Below are 13244 nucleotides of genomic sequence, written 5' to 3'. Positions count from 1 at the left end.
TGCGCGGCCGCAATGCCGACTGGGCCGAACGCGCCGTGCGCGAGTCGCTCAGCATCAGCGCCGACGAAGCGCTGCGGCTGCGGGTGATCGAACTCGTCGCGCCGAACGTGGCGAGCCTGCTCGAACAGCTGGACGGCCGCACCGTAGCGGTGCTGGGCCAGGATCGGCCCTTGGCGACCCGGGGCGCGCACGTCGCCGAATTCGTCCCCGACTGGCGCACCGACGCGCTGGCGGCGCTCACCACTCCCTGCGTGGCCCTGCTCCTGATGACCATCGGGATCTACGACCTGGTGTTCGAATTCATGAATCCCGGCGCCGTGGCTCCGGGCGTGATCGGCGGCATCTGCCTGCTGCTGGGACTCTGCGCCCTGCAGCTGCTGCCGGTGAACTACGCGGGCCTGGCCCTGATCGCCCTCGGCCTCGTGTTCATGGGCATGGAGGCCTTCCTGCCCAGCTTCGGCGTGCTCGGCCTGGGCGGCATCGCCGCCTTCGTCGCGGGCGCCCTCATGCTGATCGACACCGAGCTGCCCGGCTACGGCATTCCGCTGGGCCTGCTGGTGCCGCTGGCCGTCGCCAGCGTCCTGCTGCTGTCCGCCACCGCCCGCTTGGCGCTGCGCACGCGTCAGCAGCGCCGTGCTGCGCCCGCAACAGACGGTGCGGGTGGTCGGGCGCAGCGGCCTGACCCTGGACGTGGTGCCCGCGAACGGAAAGGACAGCCCATGATTCCCGGACTCGGCCTCGGTTTCGCGGCGCTCTTCTTCCTGCTGCTCGCCCTGCTCGTGTCGGCGATCCGCATCCTGCGCGAGTACGAACGCGGCGTGGTGTCCCAGCTGGGGCGCTTCTGGGGCGTGAAGGGGCCGGGCCTGGTGATCGTCATCCCGGTACTGCAGCAGATGGTGCGGGTCGACCTGCGCACCATCGTGCTCGACGTGCCGACCCAGGACGTGATCTCGCGCGACAACGTGTCGGTGAAGGTCAATGCCGTGATCTACTTCCGCGTGGTGGACCCGGAACGCGCCATCATCCAGGTGGCGAACTTCCTGGAAGCGACCAGCCAGCTGGCCCAGACCACCTTGCGCGCCGTGCTCGGCAAGCACGAGCTGGACGAGATGCTGGCCGAGCGCGAGCGCCTGAACCTCGACATCCAGCAGGTGCTCGACGCCCAGACCGATGCCTGGGGCATCCAGGTGGCGAACGTCGAGATCAAGCACGTCGACCTCGACGAATCCATGATCCGCGCGATCGCCCGCCAGGCCGAGGCCGAACGCGAACGGCGCGCCAAGGTGATCCACGCGGAGGGCGAGCTGCAGGCCTCCGAAAAACTGCAGCAGGCCGCATTCGTGCTGGCCCAGCAGCCCGGCGCCATGCAGCTGCGCACGCTGCAGACCCTCGGCAGCATCGCGGGAGACAAGTCCTCGACCATCGTGTTCCCGCTGCCGATGGATGTGCTGGCGGGCCTCACGCTGGCGCCGCGCAAGGATGGGGCCTGATCAGGGCGCGCTGAGCACCGAGTCCCACAGGCGGCCGGCGAGCACGTCGACCAGGTCGTCGGTGTAGGCAGCCGGGTCGGACTGGACCACGATGAGCCGCCACAGCTTCCCGTCCGCCTGCACCACGCGCACCCGGACACCCATGGCCTGGTCGCGGTGCTTGCCGGCCGCGCTCCAGGCAGGCTGGCCGCGGAAGGCGGCGAAGCTCCCTGGCTGCACCCTGAAGGTGTCGGCGACACTGCCGATCCAGTTGCGCGCATACTGCGGCAAGGTGCTGCCGTCGGCGTCTTCGCTCGAGAGGATCACCACCGCGTGCTCGCTGTACTGCGTGAACTGGTGCAGCGCGACGCCATCGTCGGATTCGGTTTCCCGGTAGCTCCACTGCGGCGCCACGCTGACGGTGCGTCCGGTGCCCGGATTGGTCCACTGGAAGGAAGGTCCGGCGTTGCGGGCGGCGGTCTCGGACAGGTCTTCGCGGTTCCACGTCTCCAGGCTTGCCATCAGCACGAACAGCCCGAGGAAAGCGGCGCAGAAGCCCGCCCGCCTGGCCCAGCCGATCGGCCGCGCCCGGACCCGGAACTCGTCGTCGTCATAACTGGCCTGCCCGCCGTCCTTGAGCCGGCGCAGCTGGCGCGCCATCGTGAGCAGGCTGATCAGGGCCAGGCCGAGACCGAGGCCGGCGATCCACACGCCCAGGTTGCGCCGGCACAGCTGGACGAAGCCGGGCGTCCCGCCTTCGGCCAATCCGACGCGCAGCCCCAGCAGCGCCTTGCCGGGTGTGTTGCCCAGCGCTGCCGTCACGCCGGCATCGAGCAGCAGGGCCAGCGGCACGCAGGCCAGGGTGGCCATCTTCGAGCCGAGGGGCGTCTCTATCCAGATCAGGAAGGCAGGCCAGATGAGGCCGATCACGACGCCGCCGGTGACGGCGACCACGAGGATTTCCCACCACAGGTCGAACAGGCGGGCGAACCAGCGCCGCCACGGTCCGGCCTCCGCCAGGGCCGGCGCTTCGTCGCCGGGCGCCGGCGCGCTCTTCTCCAGGACGATCCCGTCCTCGTGCTGCAATCCCTGTTCCATACCATCTCCCAATGCGCACCTGCCCCATGCATACGTGGCGCCCGTGCCCAGCAGTATATCGGGCGGTCACAGGCGGATTCTCACGAATGGTCACAGGCGCTGCAGGATCAGAGGTACTTGAGCCAGGCGAGATCGCGCCGCCGCGCCTTGAGCCTGGCGAAGGCCTGTACCGCCGGGAACAGGGCAAGGCTCAGCAGCAATGCGAGCGTCCAGACCGGCCACACCGCCTCGAAGCGCGCCATGCCAAGGGCCGACAGGGCGGCGTGGAGCAGCCGCAGTGCATAGAGGTGCAGGATGTAGAAGAACATCGGCGCCGAGCCGAGCACGGACAGCTTTTCGCCAAGCAGGCCGTGGCGGCGCTCCAGCAGCACCAGCAAGAGCAGGCCGATCCCGAGCGTCAGGGCCGTGAACAGCAGCGAAGGGGGGTATTTCGTCACATTGAAGAAGCTCATCAGCGTCTCCTGCGCAGTCGCGCCGGCCACCCAGGGGCGGTCGCCGTAACAGTTCAGGCCCCGCAGCATGGCGAAGCCGCCGAGCAGCCCGGCCGCCCAGGCCAGCAGGCGGCGCTGGCGCGCGGCCGCGGGGAAGCCGGCGCCGAACCAGGGGCCGCTCGCGTAACCGAGGCAGATGATGCCGATCCAGGGCAGCACCGGGTAGGAGGTGCGCACGCGCAGCGAGTCCGTGATCTCCAGCCAGCCGCGGTCGTGCAGCACCGCCCAGAGGCCGTGCAGCGGGTGGCCGGGGGCGAAATGCAGCGCGTCGAAGAGGTTGTGACCGGCCACGATCGCCAGCCCGATCGCCACCAGGGCTACGCGCGGCAGGCGCACCAGGCAGGCCAGGGCCAGCATCGACAGGCCGATCGCCCAGATCACCTGCAGGTAGATCACCGTGGGCGGGAAGGCGCCGGTCCAGGCGAAGTTGATCACGGTGAGTTCCAGCGCGACCAGGAAGAGGCCGCGTTTGGCGAGGAAGGAAGCGGCCCCGCCCTGCCCCTGGCGCGCAGCGTAGAGGAAGGCCGAGAGGCCGGTCAGGAAGACGAAGACCGGCGCGCACAGGTGGGCCAGCAGGCGCGAGGCGAACAGCGCGGGCGGGGTGGTGGCGACATCCATCGGGTCGCCGACCTGCAGGTGCAGCAGGAAGGTTTCGCGAACATGGTCGACCAGCATGAAGACGATGACGAGGCCGCGCAGGGCGTCGATGCTGAGGATGCGCCGGCGTGTGGGGAGGAGCGATGGTGCGTGCATGCGTGAGGCGAAAGAAGCAAAAGCCGAAGCATACCGGTTCCGGCCTTAATTGAGAACAACTTATCATTATCGTTGTCATCTAAATGATAATGCCCTATCATTAGAGTCCAGCCGGCTACTGCCGCCCTTGCCCTCACAAAAAAAGGTTTCCGCAGAAATGAAACGCAAGCTCCTCCCCGCTCTCCTCGCCACCCTCCTGCCGGCACAGGCCGCCTGGGCCGACGATCCGGTGATCGTCATGGGCGAAGTGCGCGTCAGCGCCCAGCGCGCCGGCGGGCCGCTGGCGAGCAACCGGGTGCTGACCTCGGTCGACGTGCTGGGCGCCGACAAGGTCGAGGATGAGAACGTGATGAACAGCTGGGAGCTGATCGGCCAGCTGCCCGGCATCCAGCTGACCGAAACCCGCATGGGCGCCGAATCCGGCAAGGCGACCTTCCGCGCCTTCAACGGCGAAGGCTATATCAACGGCATCAAGGTGCTGATCGACGGCGTGCCGAGCAACGTCAACAGCGGCAACCAGCGCTTCATCGACATGATCTTCCCGCTCGAAGTCGACTACATCGAGGTCGTGCGCGGCACCAACGACCCGCGCTACGGCCTGCACAATATCGGCGGCAACATCAACTTCGGCACCCGCCAGGGCGGCAACTACACGGACGCCCGCTTCACCCTGGGCAGCTTCGACACCCGCGAAGTGCAGCTGGCGCTGGGCCGCGAATCGAAGGGCTTCGCCCAGAACTATTTCCTTGCGAAACAGGACACCGACGAATACCGCGGCAGCGGTTCGGATAAATATTCGCTGGGCGGCAAGTGGTTTCTAGCGTCGGCGGACAATACCCTGCGTGGCGGCCTGGTGCTGCGCAGCTACCGCCACGATGCCGGCGAACCGGGCTTCCTGACCGCCAGCGAGCTGCGCGCCGACCGCCGCCAGTCGCCGGCGAAGAACGCCAACGACCGCAGCGAGCGCGAGATGCACCACGCCAGCGCCCACCTCGACTGGCAGATCACGCCGAACGCTTTCTGGAGCAACAAGCTCTACTTCAACAACTACGAGGACGACCGCCGCGTCACCTTCACCAGCAACCCGGCAGGCACCGCCCCGCGCCAGCGCCGCATCTGGGACGAGGAGCAGACGGGGTTCATCTCTACCCTCACCTGGCGCCTGAACGACCGGATCACGCTCGACGGCGGCGCCAGCACAGAGCGCCAGCGCAACGGCTACCAGCGCTACCGCTTCAGCTACGCCCTGCCGACCGATTATTCGACGCCGGCCCAGACCCAGAACGACGAGCGCTACAGCTTCAACAACGTCGGCGCCTACCTGCAGGCCATCGTGCGCCTCGGCGACAAGCTCAAGCTGGTGCCCGGCCTGCGCGTGGACCGCTTCTCGGGCGAGAACCTGTTCCGTGCGACCGGCCGGCGCGCCGCGCTGCAGGACTACGGAACGATCCGCCAGCCCAAGCTGAGCATGGTCTACACGCCGATCGAGAACCTGAACGTGTACGCCAACTGGGGCCGCACCTTCCAGGTGCTCACCGGCGCCGGCGCCCCCGCCTACCTGACGCCAGGCCAGGCCCGCTTCGCCCCTTCCATCAACACCGGCAAGGAGCTGGGCGTGAAGTTCAAGCCGGCGCAACAGGCCGACCTGCGCCTGGCGGTGTGGCGCCAGGACGCCACGGATGAAGTGGCGAACATGCCGGCCACCGGCACCACCGTGGGCCTGGGCGAGACCCGCCGCGAAGGCGTGGACGTCCAGCTGTCCGGCCACGTCGGCGACAGCCTCGAGCTGTGGGTGGCGCACTCGCTGCAGAAGGCCGAAGTAACGCGCGCCTTCGCCGCCGACGGCGCTTCGCTCGCCGGCAAGGAAGTGTTCTCGACCCCGCGCCACATCAGCAATGCCGGGCTCGAATACCGCGCGGGCGATGCCTGGCGCTTCGGCCTGCAGGGCCGCGCCCAGGGCGACTACTACATCGACAGCCCGAACACGGCGGGCAAGTATGGCGGCTTCGTGCTCTTCGACGCCAATGTGCGCTACCAGCTGTCGAAGCGCACCAGCATCGATCTACAGATCAAGAACCTCGCCGACCGCCGGTACGAGTACGCCTGGTACGACAACTTCTTCTGGCCGGCGGCACAAGCCCAGCCCAGTTTCTCGTCCGGACCGGGCCGCGCTGCCTATCTCTCGCTCAACGTCCGGCTCTGACGCGCGACCACCGTGCCGCCCCCAGAACTGCCAGCCCCGCCGCCAGCGTCGTCCAATGCGCCGGCTCCGGCACCGCCGGCACCGGATCGAGCAGCATGGTGTCATAGCAGAACACGCCGGCGCGGTCGCAGGACCGGGCCAGGATCTGGCCGCGGTCGTTGATCGCGAGCGCTTCCGTCAGCAGCAGGTCGGCCTGGGGATCGATCAGCGTGTTCAGGTCGATCAATGTGCGGTCCTCGTACAGGAGGGCGCGGCCGTCGACCGTACCGACCACCTGGCCGAGATTGTTGATGTCGACGCCGAAGCTGGTCACCGACCAGGGCGTCAGGTCGGTGACCGTGCCGCCGTCATAGACATAGGCATGGTAGCGCCCGATGGCGGTGGTGAGGTGGCCGGTCACCCAGCCGGCGTCGTCGATGGCGCGGCCGGACACGTAGTTGCCCGCGAAGCGCGGCAAGTCGTGCAGGCCGCCGCCGCTGTACACGGCAGCGCGGTAGGCGACACCTTCCGGGGCATGGTCGAACAGCACCTGGCCTTTTTCGTTGATGTCGCCGGCGCCGCTCTGCGGTGGCGCAAAATCGTCGACGAAGCCGTTGCGCAACTTTGACAGCGAAATCCCCGCGACGACTTTCAGCGCTCGTTTTCGGCGCGGTGGGGTCTAAGCAGATTTATCGAACGCGGGCTTGCCATGCCCATCAAAAAAATTCCTGTTCGTGCCGCTGCTGCTGGCGGCCCGCTGCGCAGGCCCAGCAACTGGCCCATGAGATGACCCTGATCCCGCGTCTCGACTAGGCCAAGGGGATCAACGAGCTCGGCCAGATCGCGGGCAATGGGTTCAACGCCGACCGCGCGATCCGGGCCGCGGTGCGGACGCCGGGCGCCACACCGCCCCTGCGCTTCCTGGGCACGCCGCACGACTACTCGGCCGACATCGACAACGCGGGCCAGGTCACCGGACAGCACCAGCTTTCCCCGGGCCAGTGGCGCGCCGCGATATTTTGCGGCGGCACGATCCAGGACCTCGGCGCGCCATCAAATTCAGCGGACAGGTAGCCGGGGCGTTCGCCATCTGCCTTGGCCACGACCACGCCTTCCTGCATGCAAACGGGCAAATGCGCGACCTCGGGGCTTTCAGTGGCGGCCGCAGCGATGCGTTCGGCATCAACGACGCCGGCCAGGCGGTGGGCGCAACGAGGGACGCCAGATTGCTTCCCTGGCCTGCCGGATCGACGACGCGTTCCAGTGCATGCCCGCACTGCTCAGCCCGGTGCCGGAGCCGGACGCGCCCCTCCTCTGGAGCGCGGGATTGCTGCTGGTGGCGGCGCTGTTCGCCGCAAGGCGGCGAATTTGATCCAGGTCAAACACATCAGTCACGCCAGGCCGGATCGTTCTGGAACGGGCGCACGGGCGTCCATCCGGCCACACCCAGACCTGAAAGGCACAGCCATGATCAAGACCATCGTCGTCCATGTCGACGGAAGTCCACGCCAGGAAAGCCGGCTGCGCGCGGGCGCCCGCCTGGCCATCGAGCACGGGGCCCACCTGGTCGGCAGCGCCTCCACGGGCATCTCCTGGGTGGACCTGGCCCTGCTGGCCGGCGCAGTCTCGCCGCCGGTGCCGGTGGTCGACCTCGACGCCCTGCGCGCGAACGCCCGCCAGCGCCTCGATGCCTTTACCGAACAGGCCGGACGGTTGGGCCTGGTTTCTTTCGAAGCGCGGCTGGCCGAGGAAGATCCCGCCTACGCGCTGCTGCTGCAGTCGCGCTACGCCGACCTGCTGGTGCTGAGCCAGGACCCGCCGCATGGCGATGCGGCGCCGTCCACGCCGCGCGGCCTGCCCGCCCACCTCGTCCTGAACGGCGTGCGGCCCGTGCTGCTGGTTCCGGAAGCCTACGGCGACGAAGCGCTCGACGGCACCGTGGTGGCCGGCTGGGACGGCGGCAGCCGGGCCCTGCGCGCCCTCGACGCCGCCCTGCCCCTCCTGTGCCGGGCGGCGAGCGTCAAGCTGGTGCTGGTCAATCCCGATACCCTCTCGGGGCTGCACGGCGAAGAACCGGGCGCCGACATGGCGCTGTACCTGGCGCGCCACGGGGTGAAGGTCGACGTGGTCGTGGAGCGCAGCAGGGCGACGGCCGGCAACGCCCTGATCGGCGTCGCGCGCGACAGTGGCGCCGGCCTGATCGTGGCCGGCGCCTACGGCCACAGCCGCTATCGTGAATGGATGCTGGGCGGCGCCACCCGCGAGCTGCTCGAGCGCGCCCCGGTGCCACTGCTGCTTGCCCACTGAGTGCGCCGCGAGGCCGACATGAACGTGCGCAACGAGATACCGCCCAGCGAGCAGCGGCGCGAGGCCAGCGCCTGGCAGGGCGGCATCCGCCCGCGCTACCCGGAAACCCGCATCGAGCACGCCCACATCGACCTGGCGCTCAACGCCTGGCTGGGCCGCCTGACCGGCCATATTTCCCCGGCTGCGCTGGGCGCAGCCTGGCAGGACTGGGCCGCTCACCTGCTGCTGTCGCCGGCCAAGCAGGTCGAGCTCGGCATCCAGGCCGCCACCGACTGGGCCGAGTGGCTGCGCTACTGCGCCGGCGCGGTGCTCGGCAATGGCGGAGAAGCCGTGCGCCCGCTGGCCCAGGACAAGCGTTTCAGCGACCCGGCCTGGCATGCCTGGCCCTGGAGCGGCATCAGCCAGGGCTTCCTGCTGACCCAGAAGTGGTGGCACCGCGCCACCAGCGGGGTGCGCGGGGTCTCGCCCCACCATTCCGACGTCGTCACCTTCGTCGCGCGCCAGCTGCTGGACAGCATGGCGCCCTCCAACTTCATCGCCACCAACCCGGTGGCCCAGGGCGTCACGCTGGCGCGCGGCGGCGAAAACCTGGTGCACGGGGCGCTGCGCGCCATTGGCGACCTGCGCCGGACGCTGGCGGGGGCCGCCGCCCCGGTCGCCTACCGGCCCGGCCGCGACGTCGCGCTCACGCCCGGAACGGTGGTGATGAAGAACCGCCTCGTCGAGCTGATCCGCTACGCCCCGCAGACCCCGCAGGTGCATGCCGCGCCGCTGCTGGTGGTGCCGGCCTGGATCATGAAGTACTACATCCTCGACCTGTCGCCGCACAATTCCCTGGTGCGCTACCTGGTCGAACGAGGACACACGGTGTACATGATTTCCTGGAAAAACCCGGATGCACCAGACCGCGAGCTCTCGCTCGAGGACTATCGCCAGCTGGGCGTGATGGCGGCCCTCGACACCATCGCGGCCCAGACCGGCGCACATCGCATCAACGCCTGCGGCTACTGCCTCGGCGGCACCCTGCTGGCCATCGCCGCCGCGGCCATGGCGCGCCACGGCGACGAGCGCCTCGCCAGCATGACCCTGCTCGCGGCCCAGGTCGACTTTACCGAGCCGGGCGAACTCTCGCTCTTCATCGACGACAGCGAGGTCGCCTTCCTCGAAGCGGCGATGTGGCAGCAGGGCTACCTCGACACGCGCCAGATGGCCGGCGCCTTCCAGCTGCTCCGCTCGAACGACCTGGTCTGGTCGCGCCGCCTGCGCCATTACCTGCTCGACATCCCGGACAAGGACAACGACCTGGCGTCGTGGAACGCGGACGCGACCCGCATGCCCTGCCGCATGCACACGGAATACCTGCACAACCTGTTCCTGAAAAACCGCCTCGCCAGCGTGCGCTACATCGTCGACGGACGCCCGATCGCCCTGACCGACATCCACGTGCCCATCTTCGCGGTCGGCACCATGACCGACCACGTGGCGCCCTGGCGTTCCGTGTACAAGATCATTCCCCTGTCCGATACCGAGGTGACTTTCCTCCTGACCTCCGGCGGCCACAATGCCGGCGTGGTGTCGCCGCCCGGCATGCCGCGGCGCAGCTACCAGGTCTCGGTTCACCCCCACCAGGCGCCTTACCAGGGGCCGGACGCCTGGCAGGCGGGCAACCCGCTGCATGAGGGAAGCTGGTGGCCGGCATGGGAAAGCTGGCTGGCGCGCCAGGCCGGGCCCCTGACCGACCCGCCGGCGCCGGTGGCCGGCCCCGCCGCACCCGGCAACTATGTGCTCGAGCCGTGAGGCGCGCGCCGGTAGAGACGATGGGCAGCCCCCGGACCGTTCGCAACGCCGAGTGGCGGTGCCGTCACGCGGCCTCCGGCCGCGCATCCCGGGGCGCGCACCACCATGGGCAAGCCAGCACTGAAGCCCGCTTCTCCCTGCCGGACGCGATTGAGCGATCTCAAACACCGGGGCGTTCAAGGGACTACGCTGCACCGACGACCAACAAGAAGGAGAATAGCCATGATCACCCACGAGCCGGACACTCTCCTGCGCCGTCCCATGCCAGGCCGTGCGCTACGCGGCCTTGCCGCGTCCCTGCTCCTGCTGGCCGCCATGCCCGGCGCCTCGGCCCAGGACGGGCGTGCGGGGGCCCAGCCCAGCCCGGCGGCGCCCCAGGACGGCGAGACCGGCGCCCAGCGCAAGGAGGCGGCGAACCGGCGCCTCGCCGACGCCGCCGGGGTCGTCCGCACCATGTCCGCCACGCCGGCCCTGGCCGAGCTGCTGCGCATGGCGCGCGGCGCGTATATCGTTCCCGTCTACGGCCGCGCCGCGCTCGGCGTCGGCGCAGCCGGCGGTTCCGGCGTGCTGATGACCCGGCGCACCGACGGCGGCTGGAGCAACCCCGCCTTCTTCACCATGGGCGGCCTCAGCGTCGGGCTGCAGGCCGGCGCCGAAGGCGGCCCGATCGCCCTGCTGCTCATGAACCAGAAGGCGGTGGACCACTTCCGCAAGCGTAACAATTTCTCGCTGAGCGCCGACACCGGCCTGACCGTGGTTAACTTCGCGCGCATGAAGCAGGGCTCGACCGCCGGCGACGTCGTCGCCTGGTCGGGCGGCAAGGGGCTGTTCGGCAACGCGTTGACGGTCGCAGTCAACAACATCCGCTACAACCAGCGGCTCACCCATGCCCACTACGGCAAACCCCTCACGGCGCAGGAGGCGATCGACAGCGCGGCGCCCGATCCCCAGGCGGAGGCGCTGCGGGCAGCCCTGGGCAACCAGGCTACCACAACGGCCAGCGACTGACCCTTCCGGTGCCGGGGCGCCGGCATCAACGATGCCGGCCAGGTCACGGGAACGGCGGCCAGCGCCGACCTCGGCGGGCCGCGCACCGCTTTCCTGTACACAGGAGGCACGCTCAGCTATTTCGAGCCCGGATTCCCGCCATCCGGAGAGAGCATGGCCGCCGCCATCAACAATGCCGGCGTGATCGCCGGCGAATCCGCGCTAAGGGAGGGCAGCACCACCCATGTTGCCCTCATCGACCAGCACCTCGGCCAGGCGTCCCGGCAGGCGGGTGGCGACGTCGATCCCGATCGCCTCGGTCCGGCCGTTGCCGCTGATAAAGCCCGGCGGCGGACCGTCCGCGCCGCCAAGTCGCCAGGGCCCCGCCACCGCGCCGATGACCAGCAGGACGAGCAGCAGCACGAGCGCGGCGCCGAGGCGCCAGCCGGACAGCGCGCCCAGGCGCAGGCTGCCGCTGCGTCCGCTTTCATCCGCCCAGAATTTGATCTTGGTCAAACCGTCCATCATGGGAAACCGAAATGCTGTCCACTCATCGACCAGGGAGCCATTGCCATGTTCCTCGAGAGAGTCTGTATCGCCACCGATGGTTCCGACCTGGCGGTGCGCGCCGCCCAGATGGGCGTCCAGCTCGCCCGGAGCGGCGCCGGACGGATCGTGACCGTATCCGTCGCCCAACCGCATTTTTCGGTGCCCGAGGGCGCGGACGCGGCCGGGTCCGAGGCCACGGACGCGCAACGCGAGTTCGAGCGCGTCCGCCGCGCGGTGCGCGCCCACGTCGCCACCGTGCGGCGCATCGCCGACGCCAGTGGCGTGGCCTGCGACAGCGCAACGCCGCTGGCCTCCAACCCCGGGCCGGAGATCTTGCGCGTCGCCCAGGCCCATGGCTGCGACCTGATCGTGATGGGCACGCATGGCCCGAACGACGCCAACCGCCTGTTCGCCGGCAGCGTCGCGCAATATGTGCTGGCCAACTCGTCCATCCCGGTGCTGCTGCTGCGCGACCCGCGCGAAGCGGCGCCGCCCGATTTCGTCGAGGAAGCGGCAAGCTGAACGATCGTACCTTTCACGGCAGGATCGCCACCTTCAGCACGCCGTCGCGCTGGGCCGCGAACAACTCGTAGGCTTCCTCGATCCGATCGAGCGGAAAGCGGTGCGTCACCAGTGGCCGCAGGTCGACCCGGCCCGAGGCGACGATGTTCATCAGGCGCCGCATGCGGTGCTTGCCCCCGGGGCACAGCGTGGTGACCAGCCTGTGGTCGCCCAGGCCGGCCGCGAAGGCATCCACCGGCAGGGTCAGCTTGCCCGAGTAAACGCCCAGGCTCGACAGGGTACCGCCGGGACGCAGTGCGCGCAGGCAGCTCTCGAAGGTCTGCTGGGTCCCGAGCGCTTCGATCGCCACGTCGGCGCCCTGGCCGCCCGTCAACGCGAGGATGGCCTCGACCGGGTCCTCGCGCCGGTAGTCGACGACATGGTCGGCGCCCAGGCGCCGCGCCATCTCCAGGCGCTCGGGCACGGTGTCGACCGCGATGATGCGGCTGGCCCCGCGCAGGCGCGCGCCGGCGGTGGCGCACAGGCCGATCGGTCCCTGGGCGAACACGGCCACCGTGTCGCCGATGCGGATCGCCCCGTTCTCGGCGCCGCCGAAGCCGGTACTCATGATGTCGGGGCACATCAGGACCTGCTCGTCGCTCAGGCCGTCGGGCACCGGTGCCAGGTTCGCCGTGGCAAAGGGCACCCGCACGTACTCGGCCTGGCAGCCGTCGATGGTATTGCCGAAGCGCCAGCCGCCGATCGCATGGCCGCCGCACTGCGACTGGTGGCCTTCGAGGCAGGGATGGCACTGGCCGCAGGGCGTGATGGCGCCCACCACGACGCGCTGGCCGAGACGGAAGCCCTCCACTCCCGGGCCGAGCTCGGCGATCGTGCCGACCGGTTCGTGTCCGACGATGAGGCCGGGCGCGACCGGGTACTCGCCTTTGAGGATGTGCACGTCGGTGCCGCAGATGGTTGTCATCGTCACCTTGATCACGGCCTCGCCCGGCCCGGCGCGCGGCACCGGCCGGTGCTCCAGGACGATCCGCCCCGCTTCCTTGAAAACCGCCGCCTTCATCGTGTCCATTGCCAGTCCTTTCGTGTATG

11 protein-coding genes and 1 pseudogene are annotated in these 13244 nt (G+C 69.4%); 7 read left to right on the top strand and 5 right to left on the bottom strand.

The window, feature by feature from the left end; genetic code table 11:
• Positions 1-719: 719 nt before the first annotated feature.
• Positions 720-1490: a slipin family protein gene (locus ACQ7JA_RS02370; RefSeq protein WP_430894517.1), complete on the top strand. Its 771-nt coding sequence runs from the start codon at positions 720-722 to the stop codon at positions 1488-1490.
• On the opposite strand, the gene ACQ7JA_RS02365 is transcribed toward ACQ7JA_RS02370, so the two are convergent.
• Entirely contained in the window at positions 1491-2567 is a 1077-nt protein-coding gene (locus tag ACQ7JA_RS02365) for an RDD family protein (protein ID WP_430894299.1), read from the bottom strand.
• 107 nt (positions 2568-2674) lie between these two features.
• Positions 2675-3811, bottom strand: a complete 1137-nt coding sequence (locus tag ACQ7JA_RS02360; protein WP_430894298.1) for a DUF1624 domain-containing protein — start codon at positions 3809-3811, stop codon at positions 2675-2677.
• Between the two features lie 157 nt (positions 3812-3968).
• Between ACQ7JA_RS02360 and ACQ7JA_RS02355 the strand changes: the two genes are divergently transcribed.
• Positions 3969-6014 (top strand): TonB-dependent receptor, encoded by a 2046-nt coding sequence (locus tag ACQ7JA_RS02355; protein ID WP_430894297.1) that lies wholly within the window; start codon positions 3969-3971, stop codon positions 6012-6014.
• On the opposite strand, the gene ACQ7JA_RS02350 is transcribed toward ACQ7JA_RS02355, so the two are convergent.
• Positions 5998-6615 (bottom strand): hypothetical protein, encoded by a 618-nt coding sequence (locus ACQ7JA_RS02350; RefSeq protein WP_430894296.1) that lies wholly within the window; start codon positions 6613-6615, stop codon positions 5998-6000. The genes ACQ7JA_RS02355 and ACQ7JA_RS02350 overlap by 17 nt on opposite strands.
• 379 nt (positions 6616-6994) lie before the next feature.
• Here ACQ7JA_RS02350 and ACQ7JA_RS02345 point away from each other — a divergent pair.
• The 4 genes and pseudogenes from ACQ7JA_RS02345 to ACQ7JA_RS02330 form a co-directional block, all read left to right on the top strand.
• Positions 6995-7108 (top strand): annotated as a pseudogene (locus ACQ7JA_RS02345) (hypothetical protein); the annotation flags it as partial.
• A gap of 352 nt (positions 7109-7460) precedes the next feature.
• The gene (locus ACQ7JA_RS02340; protein WP_430894295.1) at positions 7461-8300 is read left to right on the top strand and encodes a universal stress protein; all 840 of its coding nucleotides are present in this window, start codon (positions 7461-7463) and stop codon (positions 8298-8300) included.
• Between the two features lie 18 nt (positions 8301-8318).
• Positions 8319-10097 carry a PHA/PHB synthase family protein gene (locus ACQ7JA_RS02335; protein ID WP_430894294.1) on the top strand — a complete coding sequence of 593 codons (1779 nt, stop codon included), beginning with the start codon at positions 8319-8321 and terminating at the stop codon, positions 10095-10097.
• A 222-nt stretch (positions 10098-10319) separates the two neighbouring features.
• Positions 10320-11105: a lipid-binding SYLF domain-containing protein gene (locus ACQ7JA_RS02330; protein ID WP_430894293.1), complete on the top strand. Its 786-nt coding sequence runs from the start codon at positions 10320-10322 to the stop codon at positions 11103-11105.
• A 201-nt stretch (positions 11106-11306) separates the two neighbouring features.
• On the opposite strand, the gene ACQ7JA_RS02325 is transcribed toward ACQ7JA_RS02330, so the two are convergent.
• A complete protein-coding gene (locus ACQ7JA_RS02325; RefSeq protein ID WP_430894292.1) occupies positions 11307-11600 on the bottom strand; it encodes a hypothetical protein in 294 nt (97 codons plus the stop codon).
• A 57-nt stretch (positions 11601-11657) separates the two neighbouring features.
• Between ACQ7JA_RS02325 and ACQ7JA_RS02320 the strand changes: the two genes are divergently transcribed.
• Entirely contained in the window at positions 11658-12155 is a 498-nt protein-coding gene (locus ACQ7JA_RS02320) for a universal stress protein (RefSeq protein WP_430894291.1), read from the top strand.
• Between the two features lie 13 nt (positions 12156-12168).
• On the opposite strand, the gene ACQ7JA_RS02315 is transcribed toward ACQ7JA_RS02320, so the two are convergent.
• The gene (locus ACQ7JA_RS02315; RefSeq protein WP_430894290.1) at positions 12169-13224 is read right to left on the bottom strand and encodes an NAD(P)-dependent alcohol dehydrogenase; all 1056 of its coding nucleotides are present in this window, start codon (positions 13222-13224) and stop codon (positions 12169-12171) included.
• Between the last annotated feature and the right edge of the window lie 20 nt (positions 13225-13244).

Source organism: Massilia sp. BKSP1R2A-1 (genome assembly GCF_050586525.1).
Taxonomy (GTDB): Bacteria; Pseudomonadota; Gammaproteobacteria; order Burkholderiales; family Burkholderiaceae_D; genus Telluria.
The sequence above is the reverse complement of the archived record's forward strand: the minus strand, read 5'-3'. Positions and strand labels throughout refer to the sequence as shown.